Source organism: Amycolatopsis sp. NPDC114505, from assembly GCF_055633615.1.
This window is the reverse complement of record NZ_JBVKDV010000005.1, coordinates 726,614-752,572: the sequence shown is the minus strand read 5'-3', so window position 1 is coordinate 752,572 and position 25,959 is coordinate 726,614. Positions and strand designations below refer to the sequence as shown.

The window sequence follows — 25,959 nt, the reverse complement described above, 5'->3', positions numbered from 1 at the left end:
CAATCATTCTCAAAGGAACCTCATACGAGGTTCTATATAAGCTCTACTGGCTTAGTTCACTAGCACACTGTTGAGTTCTCAAGCAACACACCTCGGATCGCGCCGCTTTTACACGACCTTATCCTCAGCATTTGTTTCAAGCTTTGTTGTTCCGAGGCTACCACCTCGGTTCAGGACCACCCACTCTACCACCTTCGTGGGAGCTTGGTTCGTGGCCCCGGCGGCCGCCCGGTTTCCCTGGCGACTTGGAGAACTTTACATGCCCCGAAACGGCCTCGCACAGGGGGGTCCCTTAATTCGCGCCGGGCCCCTGACCTGCGTCGATCCGGCAAGACGATCCGGCAAGCTACGACTGGGGCTGCCCGTGGGTCGCGACGACCGTCAGCGCGACGAGCGCGGCCGTCAGCACCGCGGCGACGTGGATCGGCGCCGGCGTGAACGACGCCGCGACGACGAGCACCGCCGTCACCGGGAAGCCGATGGCGATCGGGCGGCACTCGTTGGTCGGCCCGATGTGCAGCAGCCACACGCTCAGCAGGAAGACCGCGACCGGCAGCGTGGTCGGCAGCGCCGCGGCCACCCCGCCGAGGTCGTGCAGCGCACCCGTGTCGTAGGCGACCGCCACCTCCAGCCCCGCGCCCACCGCCGCGGCGGACGCGAAGATGAAGTAGTGGCCGTACCCCCAGCTCATCGACGTGAACATGGTCGGACGGCGGACGAGCCGCGCGTGCCCCGGCCGGTCGAAGTACAGCCACCACATGGAGAACACGAGCACCAGCCCGGCCGCGGCCAGCGAGATCAGCGCACCGACGTGCCCGGGTTCGGCGGTGCCCTCCTTGATCGCGTTCGTCGCGCTGAGGATCACCTCGCCGAGCACGATCAGGGTGAACAGGCCGTACCGCTCGGCGATGTGGTGCGGGTGCCAGGTGGTCCCCTGCCGCCGCTCCGCCCAGACCGGGACGGCCATCTCCAGCACCGCGAACACGACGAAGGCGGCCAGCCGCACTCCCTGCGGCAACCACAGGTAGGAGACCCACAGCACCTGGACCACCGCGATCCCGGTGGCGTAGCGCAGCGCGGCGGGCCGGCACCCCGGATCCGACCGCGCGGCCCGCAGCCACTGGAACACCATCGCCAGCCGCATCAGCACGTACCCGACGACCATCAGCCGGAAGTCGCCGTCGAACGCGCGCGGCACCGCGGCCGCGACCGTCAGCCCGCCGGCGATCTGCACGAGCGTGGCCAGCCGGTACGGGACGTCGTCGGTGTCGAACGCCGAAGCGAACCAGCTGAAGTTCAGCCAGCCCCACCAGACCGCGAAGAACACCATGGCGAACGACGTGACGCCGTGGGCGGCGTGGCCCTCGGCCAGCGCGTGGTGCAGGGACGTCGCGGCCTGGCCGACGGCGACGACGAAACAGAGGTCGAACAGCAGTTCCAGGGGCGTCGCGACGCGGTGGTGCTCACTGCTGTCGCGCGATCGCATCGGCCGGTACCAGACCCGGATCCCGCTCCCCGGCCGCGGCGGCTGCTCGGTCATCGAAACTCCTGCGCTCGTGCCTGTCGGACGCGGTCATCCCAACATGATCACGAGCCGGGCGGAAGCACGACACGAAGAACGGACGGGCCCGGTTCCCCCTCACCCGGGCCCGCCCGCTGCCGTCACGCGCCGGCGGCCACCGATGGGCATCCCTTCCGCGAGTGCCGGACGGTCCCCCGCGGACGCCGACAACTCACTGGATGGAAGGTGACCGAGTGTGTCCATTCCCTCGAACTCCGGACGCCTCGATCGCTCGTGCCGGTCACCCCATCCCCGGGTGGCCGACCGATTGCCACTGTCGGTAGCCGAAGCCGCGCAGTGAAGGCTCCATAAGATCTACCCGGTTGCTCTGCGTAGCACCAGTGTCTTTCCGTGCTCGTCACTCGGATGGAGCATCGCTAATCTGCCGAAAGTAGTGTCTCAGCCCCGTTGGACGTCCGCGGCGGACGTCTCGGTCCGCCGGGCCTCGCGTTCCTCGTCGGAAGATTGCGCACGGTGGCGCCGCGCCCTCAGCTCGGCGATCGCGAGGGCCAGCGCGGCGCACGTCAGGCCGGCCGCGCAGCACAGCGCGACGGTGAGCGCGAGCGGGTAGTCCATCCCCGCGCCGACGACGGCGCCGAACACCGACGCGAGCACGGCGGTGCCGATCGCGGTGCCGATCCGCTGGCCGGTCTGCAACGCGCCGCCGGCGACCCCCGCCATCCGGACCGGCACGCACTCCAGCGTCAGCGTCGTGTTCGGCGGGATCACCATGCCGCCGCCCACCCCCGCGAACAGCAGCGGGAGCGCGAACGCCCACCCGGACGCCGACGGCGGGACGAGCTCGGCCAGCAGCGCCACGGCCAGCAGGCCCACCGCGACCATGGCCAGCCCGGTGACGGTCAGCCGACGACCGAGGGTCGGCACGAACCGCCCGGCGACGGCCGCGGACACCGACGAGCCGAGCGCGAACGGCGTCACCGACAGCCCGGACTGCAGTGGCGTGTAGCCGAGGCCCTGCTGGAAGAACATCGCGAAGACCAGCCAGATCCCGGCGAACCCGCAGAAGTAGAGCGCGCCGACCGCGGACCCCGAGGCGTACCCCGGCGTGCCGGTGAACAGCCGGGTGTCCAGCAGCGGCGTCCGGCCGCGCCGGACCACCGAGCGCTCCCAGCGCACGAACGCGAAGCCGGCCACCAGTGCGACGACGAACATCCACCACAGCCGCGCCGGGCCGCCGTCGTCGGATTCGATGACCGGGAGCAGCACGCCGAGCACGGCGACCGCGAGCAGCACGATGCCCAGGAAGTCGATCTCCGAGCGCACCCGGAACCGTTTCTTCTCGCTGCGCGGCAGCAGCCGCAGGGCCAGCGCGAACGCGACGACGCCGATCGGCACGTTGACGTAGAACACCCAGCGCCAGCCGTCCTGGGCACCGAAGAGCGCGAGGATCACGCCGCCGAGGATCGGGCCGACCGCCGTCGAGATCCCGACGACCGCACCGAACATCCCGAACGCGCGGCCGCGCTCGGCGCCGCGGAAGAGGTCCTGGATCAGCCCCGTGTTCTGCGGGGTCAGCAGGCCCGCGGCCATGCCCTGGGCGAGCCGCGCGATCACGAGCGTCGTCTCGTTCGGCGCGGCTCCGGCCAGCGCGCTGGTGATGACGAACGCGGCGAGCGCGCCGAGGAACATGGTCCGGCGGCCGAACGCGTCGCCGAGGCGGCCGCCGGTGACCAGGACCAGCCCGAACGCCAGCGCGTAGCCGGAGACGACCCAGCGGATCCCGCCGCTGCTCGCGTGCAGCCCCGACTGCATCGACGGCAGGGCGACGTTGACGATGCTGACGTCGAGCAGGCCCATGAACCCGGCCGTCAGCGAGACGGCGAGTGCTTTCCAGCGGCGGGGGTCGGGTTCGTGGGTCATCGAGCCCAGCAAACACGAAGGGCGGGAGCCGCGCGCGTTGTCCGCTCGCGGTCCCGCCCGTTTCGCGCCGAACCTACGTACTCGCGGTGATTCCGCGGATGCCCTTGAGCTCGCCGATCAGCATGGAGCTGACCTTGACCGGGTAGTCGTGGAGGGCGAACACCGTCTGGTTCCGCCCCACCAGCTTGAGGTGGACCATCGTTTCACCCTTGTGGGCGAGCAGGGTGGACCGCAGCTCGCTCACGACCGACTGGTCGATCTTCTCCGCCGCGGCGAGCAGGACCAGCGGCGGCTCGTCGTCGCCGTTGCCCGTGCCGACCTCGGACAGGTCCAGCGTCGCGAGGCCGCCGCCGAAGATCGACATCTTGTCTTCGCGCCAGTTGATCCGGCCCTTGACGAGCACCGCGTTGTCCTCGATCAGCTCGCTCGAGAACAGCGCGTACGACTTCGGGAAGAAGAGCACTTCGAGGGACGCGTCCATGTCCTCGACCGTGCAGATCGCCCAGGGCTCGCCCTTCTTGTTGACGCGCCGTTCGAGCGCCGTGATCAGCCCGGAGATGACGATCTCGCCCTCTCGCGGCGGATCGGCGAGGATCCCGGCGATCGGCTTCGGGGCGTGCTTGCGCAGGATCCGCTCGGCGCCGTCCAGCGGGTGCGCCGAGACGTACAGGCCGAGCATCTCGCGTTCGTAGGCGAGCAGCTGCTTGCGCGGGTACTCCTCCTCGCCGAACTTCAGGTGGGCGAGCGGCGACGACGACGGGGCCGCCTCGCCCTCGTCGCCACCGAAGCCGAACAGGTCGAACTGGCCCATCGCCTCCTGGCGCTTGAGCGGGACGACGGCTTCCACCGCGTCTTCGTGGACCTGGATCATCGACAGCCGCGTGTGGCCGAGCGAGTCGAACCCGCCCGCCTTGATCAGCGACTCGATGACCCGCTTGTTGCAGGCCACGAGCTCGGACTTGTCGAGGAAGTCGATGAAGGAGGCGTACTTGCCCTTCTCCTCGCGGGTCTTGATGACCGACTCGACGACGTTCGCGCCGACGTTGCGGACGGCACCCATGCCGAAGCGGATGTCCTCCCCGACGGCCGCGAACCGCAGGGCCGACTCGTTGACGTCCGGCGGGAGCACCTTGATGCCGAGGCGGCGGCACTCGGACAGGTAGACCGCCGACTTGTCCTTGTTGTCACCGACCGAGGTGAGCAGGGCGGCCATGTACTCGGGCGTGAAGTTCGCCTTGAGGTACGCCGTCCAGTAGGAGACCAGGCCGTACGCGGCCGCGTGGCTCTTGTTGAACGCGTAGCCGGCGAACGGGAGGATCGTGTCCCAGAGGGCCTTGACGGCCTCGGCGGAGAACCCGCCCGGGACCAGGTCACTGGCCTTCATCCCGGCTTCGAAGCCCTCGTACTCGAGGTCGAGGACTTCCTTCTTCTTCTTGCCCATCGCGCGGCGGAGCACGTCCGCGCGGCCCATCGTGTAACCGGCCACCTTCTGGCCGATGTGCATGATCTGCTCTTGGTACACGATCAGGCCGTAGGTGTCGGCCAGGATCTCCCGCAGCGGCTCGTCGAGCTCCGGGTGGATCGGCTTGACCTTCTGCCGGTTGTTCTTCCGGTCGGCGTAGTCGTTGTGCGCGTTCATGCCCATCGGGCCGGGGCGGTAGAGCGCGCCGACCGCGACGATGTCGTCGAACACCGTGGGCTCCATGCGGCGGAGCAGGTCTCGCATGGGCCCGCCGTCCAGCTGGAACACGCCGAGTGTGTCGCCGCGGGCGAGCAGCTTGTAGGTCTCCGGGTCCTCGACGCCCAGGGTGTCGAGGTCGATGTCGATCCCGCGGTTGGCCTTGATGTTGTCGATCGCGTCGCCGATGACCGTGAGGTTGCGCAGGCCCAGGAAGTCCATCTTCAGCAGGCCGATGGCCTCGCACGACGGGTAGTCCCAGCCGGTGATGATCGAGCCGTCGTCACGCTGCCAGAGCGGGATCGCGTCGGTCAGCGGGTCGCACGACATGATGACCGCGCAGGCGTGCACGCCCGCGTTGCGGATCAGGCCCTCGAGGCCGCGGGCGGTCTCGAAGATCGTCTTGCACTCTTCGTCGGTTTCGACCAGCGCGCGGACCTCGGCGGCCTCGCCGTAGCGCTCGTGCTTCGAGTCGACGATGCCCGAGAGCGGGATGTCCTTCGCCATGATCGGCGGGGGCAGCGCCTTGGAGATCTTGTCCGCGATCGCGTAGCCGGGCTGGCCGAAGTGGACCCGCGCGGAGTCCTTGATCGCCGCCTTGGTCTTAATGGTGCCGAAGGTGATGACCTGGGCGACCTTGTCCGAGCCGTACTTGTCGGTCGCGTACCGGATCATCTCGCCGCGCCGGCGGTCGTCGAAGTCGATGTCGATATCGGGCATCGAGACGCGCTCGGGGTTCAGGAACCGCTCGAACAGCAGCTTCTGCGGGATCGGGTCCAGGTTGGTGATGCCCAGGACGTACGCGACGAGCGAGCCGGCCGCCGAACCACGGCCCGGGCCGACCCGGATGCCGACGCGGCGGGCGTAGCTGATGAGGTCGGCGACGATCAGGAAGTAGGCCGGGAAGCCCTTCCCGATGATGACGTCGAGCTCCTTCTCGATCCGCTCGGGGTAGCCCTCGGGCGGGCCGCCCGGGAAGCGCCACGCGAGGCCCTTCGCGACCTCTTCGCGCAGCCAGCCGCCCTGGTCGTAGCCCTCCGGCACCTCGAAGAACGGCAGCCGGTCCTTGTGCGCGTAGACGTCGTCGTAGGACTCGACGCGCTCGGCGATCAGCAGCGTGTTGTCCGACGCGCCGGGGACCTCCTTGTCCCAGTACTCGCGCATCTCGGCGGCGGCCTTGAGGTAGTAGCCGTCGCCGTCGAACTTGAACCGGGTCGGGTCGTTGAGGGTCTTGCCGGCCTGGACGCACAGCAGCGCCGAGTGCGTGTCGGCCTGGTCCTTGGTGACGTAGTGCGAGTCGTTCGTGGCGATCGGCTTGAGGTCGAGCAGGCGGCCGACCTCGAGGAGGCCCTCGCGGACCGACCGCTCGATCGGCAGGCCGTGGTCCATCAGCTCGAGGAAGAAGTTGTCGGCGCCGAAGATGTCCTTGTAGTCGGACGCGGCCTGGATCGCCGCTTCCTTCTGGCCCAGCCGCAGCCGGGTCTGCACCTCGCCGGACGGGCAGCCGGTGGTCGCGATGATGCCGGCGTGGTTCTCCGAGATCAGCTCGCGGTCCATCCGGGGCTTGCGGTAGTAGCCCTGCATGCTGGCCAGTGAGGACAGCTTGAAGAGGTTCCGCAGCCCGGTCGCGTTCTGCGCGAGCATCGTCATGTGGGTGTACGCGCCGGCGCCCGAGACGTCGCCGCCCTCGCCCAGCTCGTCGGACCCGCGCTGGTTCGACTGTCCCCAGAAGACCGGCTTCTTGTGGAACCGGCTCTCCGGCGCGACGTACGCCTCGATGCCGATGATCGGCTTGAGGCCGTGCTTCTTCGACTGCTGGTAGAACTCGTCGCCGCCGTACATGTTGCCGTGGTCGGTCATGCCGACGGCGGGCATACCGAGGCGCGCCGCCTCCGCGAAGAGGGGGGCGATCTTCGCCGCACCGTCGAGCATCGAGTACTCGGTGTGGACGTGCAGGTGGACGAAAGAATCGTTCGACACCAGCGAAAACCTCCCCTTGGTGAGTGGGACCGGCGCGCCCGGGTCCCCCAGCCTATCCCGCACTCGCCGGGCTCGATTGTGCGCCTCCGGAGCCCGCACCGGGCGGCACGACGCGCCACCGATTCGGGCGGTGATGATCACGCTGCAGCCGGTGGCGACGGGGCGCTGCCGGGCGGTGACACGGGGACGCCGAGGCGGCCGGCCGGCGGTGGGGCGCGGCATGCCGGGGCCGGTGGCCGACGCTCGCGGGACTCGGCTCGGTGAGACCCCGGCCACCCGAACGGGTGGTCGACGGCCGCCTCGCGCGCGGACGCGCGCGCCTGGGCCTCGTAGCGGATACCGCGGCGCAGCTCAACGCCGGCGAGGCAGCCGGACGGCCAGGCGCTCGACAAGTGATGATCACGCTGCAGCCGGTAGCCGGAAGCTCGCGCTCCAGGAAGGCGCCGGGTGAGGTCAGCCACAGCCGCCTCGGCTCGCGTTGACAGCCGCACCTTCGGAACCGAGCATTCCCCTCATGAACCTGTCTGACAGCCAGACAGCCGGACAAGGTGGTCCGCGGCGGATCAGCGCCATGGAAGCCGTGCTGGCCCACCTGCGGCGGCTGATCGAACGCGGGGACTACCCCGTCGGCGCGAAGCTTCCCTCCGAAGCCTCCCTGAGCAGGGAGTTCGAGGTCAGCCGCTCGGTCATCCGGGAAGCCCTGCGCGGCCTCCAAGCCCTCGGCATGACCGAGTCCAAGACCGGCAAGGGCACTTTCGTCACCGCCACCGGGCCCGCCGACAACCCCACCTTCGGGCCCTACTCCGCCCGCGATCTCATCGAGGTGCGCCGGCACGTCGAGATCCCCGTCGCGGGCTACGCGGCCGTCAGACGCAGCCAGGACGACCTCGACCTGCTCGGTCACCTCGTCGAGCGGATGGACGCCGAGACCGACAACACCGCCTGGGTCGCGCTCGACTCGCTCTTCCACATCACCATCGCCCAGGCCTCGGGCAACCCCGTCTTCGGGAAGGTGATCGAAGAGATCCGGGACGCGCTGGCCCGCCAGTCCGCCTTCCTCAACCAGCTCGGCGACCGGCGCGCGCAGTCGAACGTCGAGCACCGCGCCATCGTCACGGCCATCGCGAGCGGCTCCGAAAAGGACGCCGTCGCCGCCATGACCGCGCACCTCACGCACGTCGAAGCCACCCTCACCAGCATCGTGAACGGGGACCAGTGACCGAAAAGACCCTCACGGCCACCCCGGCGGACGCGGGCGACGCCGGCTACAGCAAGGCCCTCAAGCCCCGGCACGTGAACATGATCGCCATCGGCGGCGCGATCGGCACCGGGCTCTTCCTCGGCGCCGGCGGGCGGCTCGCCCAGGCCGGGCCCGCTCTCGCGATCGTCTACGCCGTCTGCGGCCTCTTCGCCTTCTTCGTGGTCCGCGCGCTCGGTGAGCTGATCCTCTACCGGCCCTCGAGCGGCGCCTTCGTCTCTTACGCCCGCGAGTTCATGGGCGAGAAGGGCGCGTACGTCGCCGGCTGGATGCACTTCCTCAACTGGTCGACCACCGGCATCGCCGACATCACGGCGATCGCGCTCTACGCGCACTTCTGGTCGTTCTTCTCGCCGGTCCCCCAGTGGGTGCTCGCCCTGATCGCGCTCGCCGTGGTCCTGACGCTGAACCTCGTCTCGGTGAAGCTGTTCGGCGAGATGGAGTTCTGGTTCGCCATCGTCAAGGTCGCCGCGCTGGTGCTGTTCATGGTGATCGGGATCTTCCTGCTGGTGACGCAGACGCCGATCGACGGCAACGTGCCCGGCCCGCAGCTGATCACCGAGCACGGCGGGATCTTCCCCACCGGGCTGCTGCCGATGGTCCTGATCGTGCAGGGCGTGGTGTTCGCCTACGCCTCGGTCGAGCTGGTCGGCGTCGCCGCCGGCGAGACCGAGCACCCGGAGAAGATCATGCCGAAGGCGATCAACTCCATCATGTGGCGGATCCTCGTCTTCTACGTCGGCTCGGTCGTCCTGCTGGCGATGCTGCTGCCGTGGAGCTCCTACACCAAGGACCAGAGCCCGTTCGTCACCGTGCTCTCGCATCTGGGCGTGCCCGCCGCCGACAGCGTGATGAACCTGGTCGTGCTCACCGCGGCGCTGTCCAGCCTGAACTCCGGCCTCTACTCGACCGGCCGGATCCTGCGGTCGATGGCCAAGGCGGGCTCGGCGCCGAAGTTCACCGGCGTGATGAACCGCAACCAGGTGCCCTACGGCGGCATCCTGCTGACGGCGTCGGTCTGCGTGCTGGGCGTCGGGCTGAACTACCTGGTGCCGAAGGAGGCCTTCGACATCGTCCTCAACTTCGCCGCGATCGGCATCCTGGCGACCTGGGCGATCATCGTGGTCTGTCACCTGCTGTTCGTGCGCAAGACCAGACAGGACGGCCTCGAGCGGCCCGCGTTCCGGCTGCCGTTCTCGCCGTACACCGAGATCGCGACGCTGGTGTTCCTCGCCGCGGTCGTCGTGCTGATGGGCTTCGACGAAACCGGCCGGATCACCCTGCTGGCGCTGCCCGCGATCGCCGTCGCGCTGGTCGCGGGCTGGTTCGCGGCACGCAGGCGGATCGACATGCGCGCGTTCGACGAGGAGGGCCTGTGAACCACGAACCACTGGTCGAGCTGATCCGCGACGGCATGGTCGAGGGCGTGCACCACGGCTCCGCGATCGTGCTCGCCCCGGACGGCACGACGCTCTTCGCCGCCGGCGACCCGGACGCCGCGATGTACCCGCGGTCGACGGCGAAACCCCTGCAGGCCGCGGCGATGGCGCGGCTCGGGCTGCGCCTGTCCCCCGCCGGGTTCGCCATCGCGGCGGCCAGCCACTCCGGCGAGCCGATGCACCTCGACACCGCCCTCGAAGTGCTCGGCGGACGCTCCCCCGGCGCGCTGGGCAACCCGGCCGACTTCCCGTACGACCCGGTCGAGCGGGACGTCTGGGTCGCGGCCGGGCGGGCGCCGAGCCGGCTCGCCCACAACTGCTCCGGCAAGCACGCGGCGATGCTCGCGACCTGCGACCTGAACGGCTGGGGCACCGACGGCTACCTCGACCCGGCCCACCCGCTGCAGCGCGCGATCGCCGCCACCGTCGAGGACCTGACCGGGCACGGCATCGAGCGGGTCGCGGTGGACGGCTGCGGCGCCCCGCTCTTCGCGACGACGCTGCGGGGGCTCGCGACCGCCGTCGCGAAGATCGCCACGGCCGCGCCCGGCACGCCGGACCACCTGGTCGCCGACGGGATCCGGAAGCACCCGGAGCTGGTCGGCGGCAGCCGCCGCGACGTCACCGCCGTCATGCGCGCGGTGCCCGGGCTGATCGCGAAGGACGGCTTCGAGGCCGTCCAGATCGCCGCGCTGCCGGACGGCACGGCGATCGCGTTCAAGATCGCCGACGGCGGCGACCGCGCCCGGCAGCCCGTGCTGGCCGCGGCGCTGAAACTCTGCGGGACCGACGTCCCGCCCGGGCCGGAAAACCTGCGCGTGACCGGAAAACTCGCCGCCTCCGCTGGGAGCCTCTGATGACCACCCGCCGCGAACACGACCTGCTCGGCGACAAGGACGTCCCCGCCGACGCGTACTGGGGCGTGCACACCGCCCGCGCCCGCGAGAACTTCCCCATCACCGGGACCACGATCGCCGCCTACCCGCACCTGATCGAGGCGCTGGCCGCGGTCAAGGAGGCCGCGGCGCGCGCCAACGCCGAACTCGGGCTGCTGGCACCCGAGATCGCCGACGCGATCGGCGAAGCCTGCCGCGAGATCCGCGAAGGCGCGCTGCACGGCGAGTTCGTCGTCGACGTCATCCAGGGCGGCGCCGGGACGTCGACCAACATGAACGCCAACGAGGTCATCGCGAACCGCGCGCTGGAGCTGCTCGGGCACGCCAAGGGCGACTACCACGTCGTGCACCCCAACGAGCACGTCAACCTCGGGCAGTCGACGAACGACGCGTACCCGACCGCGGTCAACGTCGCGACGATCCTCGCCGTGCGCGAGCTGTCGGAAGCGATGATCGTGCTGGAGAAGGCGTTCGCCGCCAAGGCCGTGGAGTTCCACGACGTCCTGAAGATGGGCCGCACGCAGCTGCAGGACGCCGTCCCGATGACGCTCGGCCAGGAGTTCGGCACCTACGCGGTGATGCTCGGCGAGGACCGGCTGCGGCTCGGTGAAGCCGTCGCACTGCTGCACGAGATCAACCTCGGCGCGACCGCGATCGGCACCGGCCTCAACGCCGCGCCGGGGTACGCCGAAGCCGCGTGCCGCCACCTGCGCGAGATCACCGGGCTGCCGGTCGTCACCGCCGCGGACCTGGTCGAGGCGACCCAGGACTGCGGCGCGTTCGTGCACCTCTCGGGTGTGCTCAAGCGGATCGCCGTGAAGCTGTCGAAGAGCTGCAACGACCTTCGGCTGCTGTCTTCGGGCCCGCGCGCCGGGCTCAACGAGATCAACCTGCCGCCGGTGCAGGCCGGGTCGTCGATCATGCCCGGGAAGATCAACCCGGTGATCCCCGAAGTGGTGAACCAGGTCGCGTTCGAGGTGATCGGCAACGACGTCACCGTGACAATGGCCGCCGAAGCCGGGCAGCTGCAGCTCAACGCCTTCGAGCCGATCATCCTGCACGCGCTGTCGGAGAGCATCACGCACCTGGGCGCGGCCTGCCGGACGCTGGCGACGAAGTGCGTCGCGGGGATCGCGGCGAACGTCGACGTCCTGCGCGGGTACGTCGAGAACTCGATCGGGCTGGTCACGGCGCTGAACCCGAGCATCGGGTACGCGGCCGCGACGGAGATCGCGAAGGAGGCGCTGGCGACCGGGCGGGGTGTGGCCGAGCTCGTCGTCGAGAAGGGCCTGATCCCCGCCGAGGAGCTGGCCAAGCTGCTGCGTCCGGAACGGCTCGCCCGGGCGAACTGAGGTACCGTCGGATCCGGAAGGACCTACTCCACTTCGGAAGGCGGGCGCCCGTGCTGGACCGACTTGTCGACAAGATGCTCGGACTCCCCCGCGCCGAAGGCCCGAAGCCGGTCGTGACGCGCGATCTCACCGTGCCGATGGCCGACGGCGTCACGCTGCTCGCCGACCGGTACGCCCCGGCCGGGACGACGTCGGCGCCCGTCGTGCTGATCCGCACGCCGTACGGGCGCAAGGGCATCCTGTCGAAGCTCTTCGGCGACACGTTCGCCCGGCACGGGCTGCAGACGGTCATCCAAAGCACGCGCGGTTCGTTCGGCTCCGGCGGTGAGTTCCGGCCCTTCCACCTCGAGCGCGAGGACGGCGTCGCGACCGCCGAGTGGCTGCGCGCGCAGCCGTGGTGCGACGGGACCATCGGGATGGCCGGCGCCAGCTACCTCGGGCACACGCAGTGGGCGGTCGGCCCGTACCTCGACCCGCCGCTGGCCGCGATGTGCCTCGGCGTCACGGCGTCGGAGTTCGTCTCGACGTTCTACCCGGGCGGCGTGCTCGCGGCGGACAACATGGTGTCGTGGTCGGCGATGATCGGCCGCCAGGAAGAGCGCTTCGCCGCGCTGCCCAACCCGCTGCAGAAGCGCAAGACGCGCAAGGCGATGTCGTTCCTGCCGCTGAGCCGGGCCGACGTCGCCGCGATCGGCAAGCCGGTGCAGTTCCTCCAGGACATCACCGAGCACTTCGTGCCGGAGGACAAGTACTGGGCGATGTCCGACCACAGCGCCGAAGTCGCGAAGCTCGACGTCCCGGTGTCGATGGTCACCGGCTGGTACGACCTGTTCATCGGCTCGCAGCTGCGCGACTTCCGGACGCTGTCCGAGGCGGGCAAGGCGCCGCGGCTGACGATCGGGCCGTGGGCGCACGGCGAGCCCGGCAGCATGGGCCCGATGATCCGGGACCAGCTCGGGTTCCTGCGCGCGCACCTGCTCGGCGACCGGACCTTCCTGCAGCGCGCCCCGGTCCGGCTGTTCCTGCAGGGCGCCGGCACCTGGCTGGACTTCGAGTCGTGGCCGCCGCCGTCGACGGCGACCGCGTCCCACCTGCGGCCGATCGGCGGGCTCGGCGAGCGGGCCGGTGACGAGGCGCTGCCCACGACGTTCACCTACGACCCGGCCGACCCGACACCGGCGGTCGGCGGGCCGCTGCTGACGGGCGAGTGGAAGCAGCGCGACAACCAGGAGGTCGAGGCGCGGCCGGACGTCCTGGTGTTCACCGGCGAACCGCTGCCGTCGGACCTCGACGTCATCGGCGAGGTGACGGCGACCGTGCACGTGCGCACGGAGATCGGGCACGCCGACGTCTACGTCCGGCTGTGCGACGTCGACGCCGGCGGGGTGTCCCGCAACGTGACCGACGGGATCCTCCGGCTGCGGCCGGGCTTCCCGGCGGCGGACGCGGACGGCGTGGTGACGGCGGAGGTGACGCTGGACCCGACGGCCTACCGCTTCCGCCGCGGCCACCGGCTGCGCGTCCAGGTGGCGGGCGGGGCGTTCCCGCGCTTCGCGCGCAACCACGGGACGGACGAGCCGGTCACGTCGGCGGTGACCGGGAAGCCGAACCGGTTCGAGGTGTTCCACGACGCGGCCCGGCCGTCGAAGATCACGCTGCCGGTGTTCACCGGCTGACCAGGCGCGCCCACGGCCGCCGCAGCAGCGGCCAGGTAGTGAGGAAGAGGGCGGCCGCCGCCCAGACGGGCCAGCCGGCGGCGGCCCAGAGCCCGAGCGCGCGGACGGTGCCGGACTCGCCGAGCTGCAGCCAGGCGGCGTTGGCGGCGAGCAGCAGCCAGCCGAGCTGGACCAGCCAGCCCACGGGGTAGCAGGCGATGGCGGCCAGCGCCGTGGCCCGCGGGCCGGCGTCGAGCAGGCGACGGCGCAGGGCCATCGGCGGGTGGGTGAGCGAGGCCGTCCCGCGGCGGGGGTTCGTTGTGCCGAGCCGGGTGGCCGCGGCGGCGCCGGCGACGTGATCGGCGGCGAACTCGGCGCTCCAGGCCCCGGCGACGGGCAGGGTGACGGCGGCCAACAGCGTGCCGAGTGCGGTGAGCAGCATCAGGCCGAGGCCGCCGAGGAGGTCGGCGGGGGCGTACCGGGCGCCGTCGAGCCACACCGCCCCGACGGGTACCAAGGCGGTCCACACGAAGAGGCCGAACCAGTGCCGGACGACGAACCCCAGTGGGCTGGTGGCGCCGGCGAGCAGGGTGTCGCCCTGCCTGCAGTGCGCGAGTTCGTGCCGCACGACGGCTTCGGCGGCAGCGCGGTCACGCCCCCAGAGAACGACGAGCGGCGCGAAGACGGCGAGCCGCGGCCGGCGCGGGCGGCGGAGGTAGGCGAAGGCGAGCAGATCGGTGCGCCGGAGGTTGGCGCGCACTTCGACTTCGGGCAGCCGGTCCCGGGCGTACGCGGCGATGGCGGCGAGGGTGGGGGTGCGGAGATCGTCGCCGAGGCGGTATCGGCGTTCGACCAGCCGCCCTCGGACGCTTGCCCCGGCCACGGTCGCGACGGCGGCTAGGAGGACGAAGGCGGGGACGAGGTCGACCAGGCCGGTTGCGCGGAGGAGGTCGCTGCCGGGGACCGTGGCGGCGGGGTTCGGGGTGGCGCCCAGGAGGTCGAGGAGGGTGTCGCGCCAGTCGGGGAACCGGCGGGGCGCGGTCCAGCAGATGGCGGTGAGGAACCAGAAGAGCAGCCAGGGCGGGGCTGGGGAGAGGGGCAAGGCGGGCGGTGTGGGCTGCGAACCGGGTGTGCTGGCGGCTCCGGCCGGCGGGAAAGGCAGCGCGGGAGGTCTGGGGCGGGGCTGCGAGGGTCGCCCGCCGCCGGGATCGGGCATGCCGGCCGCGGCGGGAGGTCCGGGGCGGGGCTGCGAGGGTCGGCGGCTGCCAGGACCGGGCGCGCTAGTAGCTGCGGCCGCGGCCGGAGGTTCGGGGCGGGGCAACGCAGATCGCTCGCCGTCGGGGCCGCGTGTGCCAGCAACTCCGGCAGCAGCAAGAGGCAGCGCGGGAGGCCCGGGGCGGGGCTGCGAGGGTCGGTGGCTGCCAGGGCCGGGCCCACGAGCAGCGGCGCCGGCCATCGATCCCGCGTCCCCAGTCGGCTCCCCCGGCGTCACCGGTTCTGCTTCTCCGGCGCCACCGCCGCCAGAAACGCCCTAGTACCAGCGCCGTCCGCGATCAACGCCCGGACTATCCGGAACGTCAAAACCTCGCTCTCGATCGGCGGGACCCCCGCCGACGTCAGCTCCGCGATGATCGTGTCGATCAGCCTGCTCAGCTCCGGCGATGCCGGCTCCTCCGGCTCGGCCGGCTTCGCGCGGTGGCGGCGGTCCCACAGGTCGCCCAGGTTCTTCAGCAACGATGAGACGCTGCTCAAGTTGCCACCCAACGCCGCCCAGATCGCGGGGCCCGCCAACGTCACCGCCGCCAGTACGTGGGGGAACAGCACCATCGGCGCCGTCACGTCGAAGCCGCCCGGGACCGGGTTCGCTCGCGCGAACAACTCCCGCCGGGACTCCCCGCCCGTCACGTACGCCGCCGTCAGTGCCGGGACCAGCTCGGCCTCGTCCGGTGTCACCACCGCCGCCACTCGCGCCGCCCAGCCGATGACCTCGTCGTGCACCCGCTCCACCCTCCTATGCGAACGCCTCGTGGAACTCCACCGCGTACGGGCCCGGCACGAACTCGCCGCCGAGCCCCAGTTCGACCAGCACCGTCGCGCCCGGGGCAACCGCCGGCCCGGTCTGCCCGACCAAGTCCGCGACCTTCGTCCCCGCGACCGACAGCGTCAGCCGGAACAACCCCGGCCGGGCCCGGCTGGCCCGGTTCGTCACCGTGATCTCGCCGGTGAAGAACCCCGTTCCGTCGTCGCCCACCCGGGCACCGCTCAGCTCCCACTGCCGGTCGGTCGCCCGCGCCGGGACGTCGGCGAGAGACGGAGCCGCGGGCACGCTCACCGGCGCGTCCGGCCGGCTCAGGTGGAGCACGAACCCGAGCAGCGCGGTGACCGCGACCACCCCGAGCGCGCGGAACCCCGCGCGGCGGACGACGCCCGGCACCCGATCCTCCACTGTGGACGGACACCCGGGCCGGGTGTCCGTCCGGGAGTCGCACACACGGGCGAAGCCGTTACAAACCCGCCGTAACGCCTTCGCGGCACGCACCGTCTACGCCGGTGACAGGACCGCCCGAGGTCAGGATTTCCCTTGATCGGCAACCGAAAGATCATCACCGTGCTGGCCGCCGGGCTGGTGCTCGTCGCCGGCTGCGACGGCGTCCGGCAGGTCGCGAGCCCGGCGTCCTCCTCGGCGACGGAAACGCCGTCGACGACCGAAACACCGCCGACGACGACCGCCAAGACGACCACGACCAGCTCGGAAGAAACCACGACCGAGGAAGAAACCACGACCTCCGAGACCGAAGAAGCGAGCCGGAGCACCACCGGCTCCTACGACGTCACGCTCTCCGGCTCGGTCTCGGGCCACTCGTTCCGCCGGTCCGCCACGCTGCGCATCGTCGAGACGATTTCCTCGACCGGCACCACCAACGACGTCAACCCGGTCGACGTCTGCCTGGTCTCCGGCAACCCGGCCGCGCAGCCGCAGCCCGGCGCGATCCGGCTCGGCTCCAACTCCGGCTGCCTCCCCGGGACCGGCGCCGCGGACCTCGACCTGGCGAGCGTCGACGCGGACGGCGACACGATCGACGTCGAACCCGTGGAGTCCATGGCCGCCACCGGCGGCAACCTCTTCACGACGTCGTCGAGCGTCGCGGCGTGCCCGTTCTTCCCGGTCTCGGGACGGTTGAGCGTGACGGTCGACGGCGGCGACGTCTCCGGGAGCGTGGAGGTCACCGGCTACGGCGGTGCCATGTGCGGCAATACGATCTACGACGCGAAGATCTCCGGCTGAGCCCTCAGCCGAGGACGATCCGCTGGTGGCTGGTCACCCGGCCGTCGTCGTGCAGGACGTGCAGCAGCAGCGAAGGCGGCCGCTCGTAGTCCAGCGGGCCGCCTTCGTCCCAGCCGCGCCCGGCACCCGGCTCGACCGGCAGCAGCGACTGCGAAACCACGCCGGGCGCGATCCGCAGCGGCACGCCGGCGAACGTCGTCGACGCGCCCGTGTGCACGTGCCCGGCCAGCAGCGCCACCACGCGCGGGTGGCGGCCCAGCACCGCCGCCAGCCGGTCCTCGCCCGACTGGCGGATCGCGTCCACCAGCGGGACACCCACCTCGACCGGCGGGTGGTGGAACGCGACGAACACCGGGCCGTCGCCGCCGGCGAGGACGTCGTCGAGCCACGCCAAAGTCGAGTCGGCCAGGAAACCCGCGCCGCGGCCCGGGATCGTCGAATCGCACAGCGCGAACAGGACGCCGTCGACCTCCCGGGCGACGTCGATCGGGTCGTCGGAAGCCGGCAGCCCCAGCAGCCCCGTGCGGAACGCCGCCCGGACGTCGTGGTTGCCCGGGCACACCAGCACCGGCGCCGGGTGCTTCAGCAGCTCGGCGGCGCGCGCGTACTCCGACGCCGCGCCGTGGTCGGCGATGTCGCCGGTGACGACGACCGCGTCGACCGCCAGCCCGCCGAGGTACGCCATCACCGCGGCGACGCGTTCTTCGGCTCGCGGCTCGTCGTCGAGGTGCAGGTCGCTCAGGTGCGCGATGATCATCTTTCGTCCTTCCCCAGGTACGCCAGTGCTTTCACCCAGTTGCGGACGAGCACCGCGGACGCGGCGGGCAGGTCGCCGTCGCGCAGGGCGGCGGCGATCCGGCGGTGCTCGCCGATGCTCTCCCCGGCGCGCTCCGCCCCGCCGAAGTAGCACGATTCGTACCGCTTGAGCAGCGGCTTCGTCTGCTCGATCAGCCGCAGCAGGTGCGGGTTCGGGCAGCGGGACAGCAGCAGCGCGTGCCAGCGTTCGTCCACTTCGGACAGATCGGCGCCGGTCGGCGCGGCGCTCATCTCGTCGGCGACGGCGTCGAGCGCGTCGGGCAGCCCGGCCAGCTCGAGCGGCGACGTCCAGCGCAGCGCGAGCGCTTCGAGCTCGGCGACCAGGGGGTAGAGGCGGCGGGCCTCGTCGAGGTCGAACGGCGGCACCAGGAACCCCCGGCCGGGCGCGGAGACGAGCAGGCCGCGGTCGGCGAGCCCGATCAGCGCCTCCCGCAGCGGCGTCCGGCTGACGCCCAGCTCGCGGGCCAGGTGCACCTCGTTGACGCGGGCGCCGGCGGCGAGCCGCCCGTCGAGCACGCGGGCGGTGATCTCCTCGGTGAGGTCGCTGCGCAGCGGGGTCCGGGCCATGGCGGGCAGTATTGCATACAGAAGGTCGCTACTGTATTCAGTTCACATGACCTTCGACGTCGACCGCGCCCGCCGTGAAACGCCCGGCTGCGCCGAAGTGGTCCACTTCAACAACGCCGGCTCCGCCCTTCCGCCGGCCGTCGTGACCGACACGGTCGTGGCTTACCTGCGTCACGAAGCGCTGGTCGGCGGGTACGAAGCGGCCGCCGAGGCGTCGGATCGCCTCGACGCGGTGTACGCGTCGGCGGCGCGGCTCGTCGGCGGCGAGCCCGACGACATCGCGATCACCGACAACGCGACCCGCTCGTGGCAGGCGGTGTTCTACGCGCTGCCGTTCAAGGCCGGCGACCGCATCCTGACGTCCCGCGCGGAGTACGCCAGCAACGCCATCGCGTTCCTGCAGGTCGCGAAGCGCACCGGCGCGGTCGTCGAGGTGATCGGCGACGACGAGTCGGGGCAGCTGGACGTCGAAGAGCTGAAGCGGCGCGTCGACGGCGACGTCAAGCTGATCGCCATCAGCCACGTGCCCACCCAGGGCGGGCTGGTCAACCCGGCCGAGGAGATCGGCGCGGTCGCCGAGGCGGCCGGCATCCCGTACCTGCTCGACGCGTGCCAGTCGGCCGGCCAGGTCGACCTCGACGTCGCGCGCCTCAAGTGCGACGCGCTCTCGACGACCGGCCGCAAGTACCTGCGCGGGCCGCGCGGCACCGGCTTCCTGTACGTGCACCCGCGGCTGCGCGACCGGCTGGAGCCCGCGATGCTCGACCTGCACTCGGCGAGCTGGGAGTCGCCGGCGGAGTACGTCGTCGACCCGACCGCCAAGCGCTTCGAGGTGTGGGAGCGCGACTTCGCGGCGGTGTTCGGCCTCGGCGCGGCGATCGACTACGCGCTCGACTGGGGGTTGCCCGTCATCGAGACGCGCGTCGCCGCGCTGGCCGCGACCCTGCGCACCCGGCTCACCGAAGCCGGGGCGCGCGTGCACGACACCGGCGCCCGCAAGTGCGGCATCGTCACCTTCAGCGTCGACGGCACCCCGGCCGAGGAGATCAAGGCGCGGCTCGCGGAAGCGGGCATCAACACGTCGATCTCGTCGCGGACGTCGGCCCAGTTCGACTTCACCGCGCGCGACCTGCCGGACATGGTCCGGGCGTCGGTGCACTACTACAACACCGAGGACGAGATCGACCTGCTGGTGGGAAAGCTCTAGAAGGCGTTGACCCCGGTCAGCTCGGCCGACACCGTCCACAGCCGCTCGGCGAGCGCCGGGTCGATCGCGTAGTCCTTGACGCCCGTGTGGCCGCCGTCGGCGGGGGCGGGCTCGGCGACGTCGCAGTCTTCGAGGTAGACGCCGCCGAGGCCGTCGAGCTGCGGGGACGTCGCGGCCCAGACCTGCGTCGCGGCGCCCTGCTCCGGGGTCTTCGCGCCGCCGGTGACCCGGCCCTCCGCGTCGACCATGCCGGCGTCGACCAGCTCCTGACGGTCCAGGTGCCGCACCAGCTCGGTCAGGATCCGGCCCGGGTGCAGGGCGAACGCGCGGACACCGCGTTCGCGCGCCAGCTTGTCGAGCTGGACCGCGAAGAGGACGTTCGCGGTCTTCGCCTGGCCGTAGGCGAGCCACTTGTCGTAGCCCTGCCGGAATTCGAGGTCGTCGAAGCGGACCGGGCCGTAGTGGTGCCCGCGCGAGGACACCGAGACGACGCGGGCGCCCGGGGTGAACGCCGGCCAGAGCCGGTTCACCAGGGCGAAGTGCCCGAGGTGGTTGGTCGCGAACTGCGCTTCCCAGCCCGGCCCGACGCGCGTCTCCGGCGACGCCATGATCCCGGCGCTGCCGATGAAGATGTCGATCCCGCGCCCGGAAGCGAGGAACCGCTCGGCGAAGGCGCGGACGCTGCCGAGGTCGCCGAGGTCCAGCTCGTCGATCTCGACGTTGTCGAAGCCCCGCAACGCTTCTTCCGCTGTGGCGCGACGCCTTGCCGGGACGACGACGTGCGCGCCCGCGGCGGTCAGCGCCCGCGTGGTCTCCAAGCCGATGCCCGAGTAGCCGCCGGTGACGATCGCGAGCTTGCCGGTCAGGTCGCGGCCCGCCACGACCTCGGCCGCGGTGCTCCCGTCCCCGAACCCGGAGCCGATCTTGTGCTGTGCGGTGGTCATGTCCCCGACAGTAAGAGCTGGAGTGAACTCCAGCGCAAGCTCAGTCCTTGAGCAGCTGCCGCGCGATGACGAGCTTCTGGATCTCGCTGGTGCCTTCGTAGATCCGGAACAGCCGCGCGTCGCGGTAGATCCGCTCGACCGTGACGCCGCGGACGTAGCCCATGCCGCCGTGCACCTGGACCGCGCGGTCGGCGACGCGGCCGAGCATCTCGGTGCAGAACAGCTTCGCCGACGACGGCCCGAGCTTGCGGTCCTCGCCCGAGTCGTACTTCGCGGCGGCTTCGTGCACCATCGCGCGGCCGGCCGCGAGCTCGGCGTGCGACTCGGCCAGCAGCGCCTGCACGAGCTGGTACTCGCCGATCACGCGGCCACCCTGACGAGCCGTCCGCGCGTACTCGACGGCTTCGGCGAGCGCGCGTTCCGCCATGCCGACGCACAGGGCCGCGATGTGCAGCCGGCCGCGGGCGAGCGAGGCCATCGCGATGCCGAAGCCCTTGCCCTCCTCGCCGATCAGCGCGTCCGCGGACACCTCGACGTCGTCGAAGACCACCTCCGACGTCCACGCGCCGGCCTGGCCCATCTTGGCGTCGTGCGGGCCGACCGTGACGCCGTCCGCGCCCGCGCACACCAGGAACGCCGAGATGCCGCGGCTGCCGGTGCTCTCGAGGTCGGTGCGCGCGAACACGACGAAGACCTCGGCCAGCGGCGCGTTGGTGATGAAGCGCTTGGTGCCCGACAGCCGGTAGCGGTCGCCGTCGCGGACCGCGCGGCTGGTCAGCCCGCCCGGGTCCGAACCGGCTTCGGCCTCGGTGAGCGCGAACGACGCGATCGCCTGTCCCGCGGCCAGCCGGGGCAGCCAGCGGGTGCGCTGGTCCGGCGTCCCGTAGTGCACGATCGCCTGGCCGGCGATGCCGTTGTTGGTGCCGAACAGCGACCGGAACGCGGGCGTCGTGTGGCCGAGCTCGATCGCCAGCCGGACGTCTTCGGCCATGCCGAGGCCGAGGCCGCCGTACTCCTCGGGCAACGCCCAGCCGAACAGGCCCAGCTCGGCGGCCTTCTCCCGGATCTCCGCCGGGATCTCGTCGCGCTCGTCGATCTCCGCCTCGCGTGGCACGACCTCCTTGCGCACGAAGTCCCGCACCGCACCGAGCACCTGCCCGAAAAGCTCCGCGTCCATGCGTCGCACCGTACCCGGTAGCGTGCGGCGGGTGAGCACCTTCTTCGACGTGGCAGAGCAGCACCCGGACCGCCTCGCGGTGCTCGCGCCGGACGGCACGGCCGCGACGTTCGGCGAGCTGGCCGCGCGGGCGAACCGGCTGACGCACGCGCTGCGCCGGCTGGGCCTCGGCGAGGGCGACGGCGTCGTCGCGATCGTCCACAACGGACTCCCCTACTTCGAGCTGCTGTTCGCCACGCTGCAGGCCGGGATGTACTTCACCCCGGTCAACTACCGCTCCTCCCCCGCCGAAATCGCTTACGTGGTCGAGAACAGCGGCGCGCGGGTCGTCGTCGCGGACGCGGACATCGCGCGCGGCTGCGACCTCGACGTGCCCCGGTTTTCGGTCGGCCCGGCCGAGGGGTGGGGTGACTACGCGTCCTGGGGCGAGGACGAGCCGTCGACGCCGCCGGAGCCGCGGACCGCCGGCCAGACGATGCTCTACACGTCGGGTACCACCGGCCGGCCCAAGGGTGTCCGGCGCGCGCTGAGCGGGAACCCGCCGTCGCTGCACCCGATCCACCGCGATCTGCTGGCGGCGTTCGACGTCGGGCCGGGGCCGGGCGTGCACCTGGTGGCCTGCCCGCTCTACCACGCCGCGCCCGGCTCGTTCGCCGTCAACGCGATGCACCTCGGGCACAGCGCGGTGCTGATGGACCGCTTCGACGCGGAGGAGACCCTGCGGCTGGTCGAGCGGCACCGCGTCACCGGCACCCACCTGGTGCCGACCATGTTCCACCGGATGCTGCGGCTGTCCGAGGACGTCCGCGCGCGGTACGACACGTCGAGCCTGGTGAGCGTGATCCACGGCGCGGCGCCCTGCCCGCGCGAGGTCAAGGAGCGGATGATCGGCTGGCTCGGCCCGGTGGTGCACGAGTACTACGGCGCGTCGGAAGGCCTGATCTGCGGCGCCACGGCGTCCGAGTGGCTGGCCGCGCCCGGAACCGTGGGCCGGCCGCTTACCGGCGTCCGGCTGAAGATCCTCGACGACGACGGTGCCGCGGTGCCGGACGGCGAGCCGGGCACGATCTGGTTCAGCTCGGCCCACACCGCGATCGACTACCTCGGCGACCCGGAGAAGACCGCCGCCGGCCGGTCCGGGGAGTACATCACCGTCGGGGACTTCGGGTACCGGGACGCGGAAGGCCGCGTCTTCCTGCTCGACCGGCGGACCGACCTGATCCTCTCCGGCGGCGTCAACATCTACCCGGCCGAGATCGAAGCGCGGCTGCTCACGCACCCGGACGTCGCCGACGCGGCGGTGATCGGCGAGCCCGACGAGGAATGGGGCCAGCGGGTCGTCGCCGTCGTCGAGCCGGTGCCCGGTGTCGTGGCGGACGACTCCCTCGCCGAGCGGCTGGCCGAGCACTGCCGCGGCGAGCTCGCCGGCTTCAAGACGCCCAAGCGGTTCGACTTCACCGATCGCCTGCCGCGCACCGAATCGGGCAAGATGATGCGGCGCACCCTGCGCAAGACTTGAGGGGGAACTGCCCGATGCGCAAGACCGTCACGCTCTTCGCCACGACCGCGCTGGCCGTCACGCTGCTGACCGGGACCGCGTCCGCGACGCCCGGCAGCGGCGTCACCGGCACGATCCTGGCCCAGAAGACGATCGGCCACACCGACTACACGCTGCGGGAGATCACCGTCCAGCCCGGCGGCTACACCGGCTGGCACTTCCACGACGGCACGCTCTACGCGTACGTGAAGGCCGGGACGCTGACGCACAACCTCGCCGACTGCAGCCTCGACGGCGTCTTCGGCACCGGGCGCGCGTTCACCGAGAAGCCCGACCAGGTGCACATCGGCCGCAACCTCGGGACGACGCCGCTGGTGCTGGAAGTCCTGTACGTGCTCCCGGCGGGCAGCCCCCTGTCGGAGGACGCGCCCGACCCGGGCTGCGGCTTCTAGCTGCTGAACCAGCCGGCGGCGTCGAGCCGGTAGGCCGCCGGGCCGACGACCGCGCGCAGGTCGGTCTCGAGCGCACTCATCCGCTCGGCACCGACCGTGCGGGCCCAGTCTTTGCGCAGGTCGTCGAAGATTTCCGCGGACTTCGTGAGCGCGTCGACGCCGTGCGCGGTGAGCCGCACGATCTTGCGCCGCGCGTCTTCGGGGTCGTCTGCGCGTTCGGCGTACCCGAGCGTCTCGAGCCGCTCGACCGTCTTGCCCGCCGCCTGCTTGGAGACGCCGAGCCGGCGGCCGATCTCCGACGCCGTCGCGCCCTGGACGCCGATGGCCTGCATCGCGAAGCCGTAGGACGGGCGGACGTCCGGGTGCCCGCGGCGCGCGAGCTCGGCGTGGAGGCGGTCGATGAGCGTGCGGAAGCCGCCGAAGAGCAGGAAGGGCAGCTCGTAGCCGGGCGCGTCGGTCACTGCCTCTTGCCCTTTTCGACAACCAGGTTTACTGTTTCGACAACCACGTTGTCGATACTACGTCTGGAGACGTCTTGTTCCCCGATCACACCCCGGAGTCTGCACCTCCCGCCGCCCGCCCGGCGATGGCGGCCACCGCGAAGAAGTTCGGCCGCGTCCCGGCCGCCGTCGCACGCATGGCGACGTCACCCGAACTGCTGAACGGTTTCCTGAAGCTCAACGCGCTCTTCGAGTCCACGACGCTGCCGGCACTGGACCGCGAAGTGCTGGTCATGACGGTGGCGGCCCGCAACGGCTGTCACCTGTGCGTGGCGATGCACACGGCTTCACTGCAGGGCTTGTCCGCCGCACCGGAGCTGGTTTCGGCACTGCGAGCGCAGTCGTCTCTGCCGTCACCGCGGCTCGAGGCGTTGCGGCGGTTCGTCCTGACGGTCATGGACACGACGGGCGACGTCCCGCCGGCCGAGCTGGCGGCGTTCACCGACGCCGGCTACACGACCCGGAACGCGCTGGAGGTGGTGCTGGGCATCGGGACGTACACGCTGTCGACGTTCGCGAACCGCCTGACCGACGCCCCGCTGGACGAGGCTTTCGCCGGCCACGCCTGGCACGCTACCGCGGTGTGACGATCGTTCCTCGTCCTTCCGATTTCCCTTGCGCCACAACAGGAAGCCCGTTTTTGTCGGTGTCCGCCGGTAGAATCCGAGGTGTTCGGTCGGGGGTTGATCCGAGGTCCGAGGAGGACTTTTGCGCACACGGGGGAAGTACATCGCCGTCATCATCGCGGCAGTGTCGGCGGGGGTGTTGCCAGCCGGGACACCGGCCGTGGCGGCGGTGCCGGAGGGGTGCTCGTCGAGTCCGTTGCCGGTGCCCGACGGCTACTGGCTGGAGAACGTCGGCACGGGCGACGGAGCGGGCGCGGTCGCCGGCGCTTTGCAGCCGAAGTCGCTGCAGGGGCCGATCGTCGGGGTCGTGTGGCGCGCCGACGGGCCGCACGTGCTCGGCGCCGCGTTCGGGCTGAACACCGCGCTCGAGGACGTGAACGCGGCCGGGGTGGCCGTCGGCTCGTACACCGATCCGCGGGAGTTCGGGGAGTTCCCGCTGAACCACGCGGTCCGGTACTTCGGCGGCCACTTCGAGCGGCTGCCCGATCCGCCGGGGTACACGAACACGAAAGCGCTGGCGATCAACGCCCGCGGCGACATCATGGGCGAAGTCGGCGAGAGGGCGGTGAACGGGGTGAGCACCACGGTCGTGTGGCCGGCGGACGCCCCGGGGACGGTGGAGGTGTTGCCCATACCGACGAACGGCTACCAGAACGCGGCCGGCATCGCCGACGACGGCACGGTCGCGGTGGCGGCCATCGACTGGTCCGTGGGCGGGAACTTCGCTGGTTTCGTAGTGCCCGCGGGCGGCGACGCCGTTCGCATGACCTCGCCGGTCGCCTCCGGTGACGTGGTGCCCAGGGCCATCACGTCGGAGCGGATCGCCGGCAACGCGGGCCCCGGCGCGGCGTTCCTCTGGCACCCCGACGGATCGTTCGACCGGGCGTTGCCGGGCCTGCAGAGCGTGCGGGCGATGAACACCGCGGGCGCGATCGTGGGCTCCGCGGCCGACGGAACGACGCTGTTCCTCCCAGCCGACGGCGGCCCGGCGCAGACGGTCGACCCGGGCGACCACAACGCCTGGGTCCGGGAAGTCGCCGACAACGGTGACCTCTTCGGCACGGCCACGGTGTACGACCCGGATCCCAGGACGGCACCGATGCGCTGGCACTGCGGGTGAACCCCCGGCGCGCCCGCCAATTCCGCGGCGGGCGCGCCGTCACCTGGTCGAGTCACACGGCGGGCA

The 25,959-nt window shown here is 71.4% G+C and carries 22 protein-coding genes; 11 read left to right on the top strand and 11 right to left on the bottom strand.

All coding sequences use genetic code 11. The features are described 5' to 3' along the window. Window positions 1-346 precede the first annotated feature (346 nt). From ACZ7OU_RS46465 to dnaE, 3 genes are all read right to left on the bottom strand, one after another. Complete coding sequence (locus ACZ7OU_RS46465) at window positions 347-1,540, bottom strand: low temperature requirement protein A (protein WP_470260154.1); 1,194 nt, start codon at window positions 1,538-1,540, stop codon at window positions 347-349. A 420-nt stretch (window positions 1,541-1,960) separates the two neighbouring features. Then, the gene (locus ACZ7OU_RS46460; protein WP_470260153.1) at window positions 1,961-3,442 is read right to left on the bottom strand and encodes an MFS transporter; all 1,482 of its coding nucleotides are present in this window, start codon (window positions 3,440-3,442) and stop codon (window positions 1,961-1,963) included. A gap of 73 nt (window positions 3,443-3,515) precedes the next feature. Continuing rightward, window positions 3,516-7,100, bottom strand: a complete 3,585-nt coding sequence (gene dnaE / locus ACZ7OU_RS46455) for a DNA polymerase III subunit alpha (protein WP_470260152.1) — start codon at window positions 7,098-7,100, stop codon at window positions 3,516-3,518. Window positions 7,101-7,671: 571 nt separating this feature from the next. Between dnaE and ACZ7OU_RS46450 the strand changes: the two genes are divergently transcribed. The 5 genes from ACZ7OU_RS46450 to ACZ7OU_RS46430 are packed head-to-tail and all read left to right on the top strand — an operon-like array spanning window position 7,672 to window position 13,721. Next, on the top strand, window positions 7,672-8,319 hold the full coding sequence (locus tag ACZ7OU_RS46450) for a FadR/GntR family transcriptional regulator (protein ID WP_470260176.1): 648 nt from the start codon (window positions 7,672-7,674) through the stop codon (window positions 8,317-8,319). Continuing rightward, on the top strand, window positions 8,316-9,737 hold the full coding sequence (locus tag ACZ7OU_RS46445) for an amino acid permease (protein WP_470260151.1): 1,422 nt from the start codon (window positions 8,316-8,318) through the stop codon (window positions 9,735-9,737). The genes ACZ7OU_RS46450 and ACZ7OU_RS46445 overlap by 4 nt, the downstream gene beginning before the upstream one ends. Further along, window positions 9,734-10,654: an asparaginase gene (locus tag ACZ7OU_RS46440; RefSeq protein ID WP_470260150.1), complete on the top strand. Its 921-nt coding sequence runs from the start codon at window positions 9,734-9,736 to the stop codon at window positions 10,652-10,654. Before ACZ7OU_RS46445 ends, ACZ7OU_RS46440 begins: the two co-directional genes overlap by 4 nt. After that, window positions 10,654-12,045: an aspartate ammonia-lyase gene (gene aspA / locus ACZ7OU_RS46435; protein ID WP_470260149.1), complete on the top strand. Its 1,392-nt coding sequence runs from the start codon at window positions 10,654-10,656 to the stop codon at window positions 12,043-12,045. The genes ACZ7OU_RS46440 and aspA overlap by 1 nt, the downstream gene beginning before the upstream one ends. Window positions 12,046-12,095: 50 nt before the next feature. Continuing rightward, a complete protein-coding gene (locus tag ACZ7OU_RS46430) occupies window positions 12,096-13,721 on the top strand; it encodes a CocE/NonD family hydrolase (protein ID WP_470260148.1) in 1,626 nt (541 codons plus the stop codon). On the opposite strand, the gene ACZ7OU_RS46425 is transcribed toward ACZ7OU_RS46430, so the two are convergent. The 3 genes from ACZ7OU_RS46425 to ACZ7OU_RS46415 form a co-directional block, all read right to left on the bottom strand. Continuing rightward, window positions 13,711-14,802: a hypothetical protein gene (locus tag ACZ7OU_RS46425; protein WP_470260147.1), complete on the bottom strand. Its 1,092-nt coding sequence runs from the start codon at window positions 14,800-14,802 to the stop codon at window positions 13,711-13,713. The genes ACZ7OU_RS46430 and ACZ7OU_RS46425 overlap by 11 nt on opposite strands. A gap of 386 nt (window positions 14,803-15,188) precedes the next feature. Next, complete coding sequence (locus ACZ7OU_RS46420) at window positions 15,189-15,698, bottom strand: hypothetical protein (RefSeq protein ID WP_470260146.1); 510 nt, start codon at window positions 15,696-15,698, stop codon at window positions 15,189-15,191. A gap of 13 nt (window positions 15,699-15,711) precedes the next feature. Beyond that, a complete protein-coding gene (locus tag ACZ7OU_RS46415; RefSeq protein ID WP_470260145.1) occupies window positions 15,712-16,134 on the bottom strand; it encodes a hypothetical protein in 423 nt (140 codons plus the stop codon). Window positions 16,135-16,281: 147 nt separating this feature from the next. Here ACZ7OU_RS46415 and ACZ7OU_RS46410 point away from each other — a divergent pair, with 147 nt between their 5' ends. Beyond that, a complete protein-coding gene (locus ACZ7OU_RS46410) occupies window positions 16,282-16,986 on the top strand; it encodes a hypothetical protein (protein WP_470260144.1) in 705 nt (234 codons plus the stop codon). A 4-nt stretch (window positions 16,987-16,990) separates the two neighbouring features. Here ACZ7OU_RS46410 and ACZ7OU_RS46405 read toward each other — a convergent pair whose 3' ends face one another. Further along, window positions 16,991-17,743, bottom strand: a complete 753-nt coding sequence (locus tag ACZ7OU_RS46405) for a metallophosphoesterase (RefSeq protein WP_470260143.1) — start codon at window positions 17,741-17,743, stop codon at window positions 16,991-16,993. Then, a complete protein-coding gene (locus ACZ7OU_RS46400; protein WP_470244743.1) occupies window positions 17,740-18,369 on the bottom strand; it encodes a GntR family transcriptional regulator in 630 nt (209 codons plus the stop codon). The genes ACZ7OU_RS46405 and ACZ7OU_RS46400 overlap by 4 nt, the downstream gene beginning before the upstream one ends. A gap of 46 nt (window positions 18,370-18,415) precedes the next feature. Here ACZ7OU_RS46400 and ACZ7OU_RS46395 point away from each other — a divergent pair, with 46 nt between their 5' ends. Further along, a complete protein-coding gene (locus ACZ7OU_RS46395; protein WP_470260142.1) occupies window positions 18,416-19,576 on the top strand; it encodes an aminotransferase class V-fold PLP-dependent enzyme in 1,161 nt (386 codons plus the stop codon). Here ACZ7OU_RS46395 and ACZ7OU_RS46390 read toward each other — a convergent pair. Together ACZ7OU_RS46390 and ACZ7OU_RS46385 are read right to left on the bottom strand one after the other, a co-directional pair. Beyond that, window positions 19,573-20,520 carry an SDR family NAD(P)-dependent oxidoreductase gene (locus tag ACZ7OU_RS46390; protein WP_470260141.1) on the bottom strand — a complete coding sequence of 316 codons (948 nt, stop codon included), beginning with the start codon at window positions 20,518-20,520 and terminating at the stop codon, window positions 19,573-19,575. The genes ACZ7OU_RS46395 and ACZ7OU_RS46390 overlap by 4 nt on opposite strands. A gap of 40 nt (window positions 20,521-20,560) precedes the next feature. Beyond that, complete coding sequence (locus ACZ7OU_RS46385; protein ID WP_470260140.1) at window positions 20,561-21,697, bottom strand: acyl-CoA dehydrogenase family protein; 1,137 nt, start codon at window positions 21,695-21,697, stop codon at window positions 20,561-20,563. 31 nt (window positions 21,698-21,728) lie between these two features. Here ACZ7OU_RS46385 and ACZ7OU_RS46380 point away from each other — a divergent pair, with 31 nt between their 5' ends. After that, window positions 21,729-23,216: an AMP-binding protein gene (locus tag ACZ7OU_RS46380; protein WP_470260139.1), complete on the top strand. Its 1,488-nt coding sequence runs from the start codon at window positions 21,729-21,731 to the stop codon at window positions 23,214-23,216. Between the two features lie 14 nt (window positions 23,217-23,230). After that, window positions 23,231-23,647, top strand: coding sequence for a cupin domain-containing protein (locus ACZ7OU_RS46375; RefSeq protein WP_470260138.1), 417 nt, complete (start codon window positions 23,231-23,233; stop codon window positions 23,645-23,647). Here ACZ7OU_RS46375 and ACZ7OU_RS46370 read toward each other — a convergent pair. After that, entirely contained in the window at window positions 23,644-24,108 is a 465-nt protein-coding gene (locus ACZ7OU_RS46370) for a MarR family winged helix-turn-helix transcriptional regulator (protein ID WP_470244749.1), read from the bottom strand. The two genes, ACZ7OU_RS46375 and ACZ7OU_RS46370, sit on opposite strands and share 4 nt — an antisense overlap. 125 nt (window positions 24,109-24,233) lie before the next feature. Between ACZ7OU_RS46370 and ACZ7OU_RS46365 the strand changes: the two genes are divergently transcribed. Together ACZ7OU_RS46365 and ACZ7OU_RS46360 are read left to right on the top strand one after the other, a co-directional pair. After that, complete coding sequence (locus tag ACZ7OU_RS46365) at window positions 24,234-24,734, top strand: carboxymuconolactone decarboxylase family protein (protein WP_470260175.1); 501 nt, start codon at window positions 24,234-24,236, stop codon at window positions 24,732-24,734. 121 nt (window positions 24,735-24,855) lie between these two features. Next, on the top strand, window positions 24,856-25,893 hold the full coding sequence (locus tag ACZ7OU_RS46360) for a hypothetical protein (protein WP_470260137.1): 1,038 nt from the start codon (window positions 24,856-24,858) through the stop codon (window positions 25,891-25,893). The last annotated feature ends 66 nt before the right edge of the window (window positions 25,894-25,959 follow it).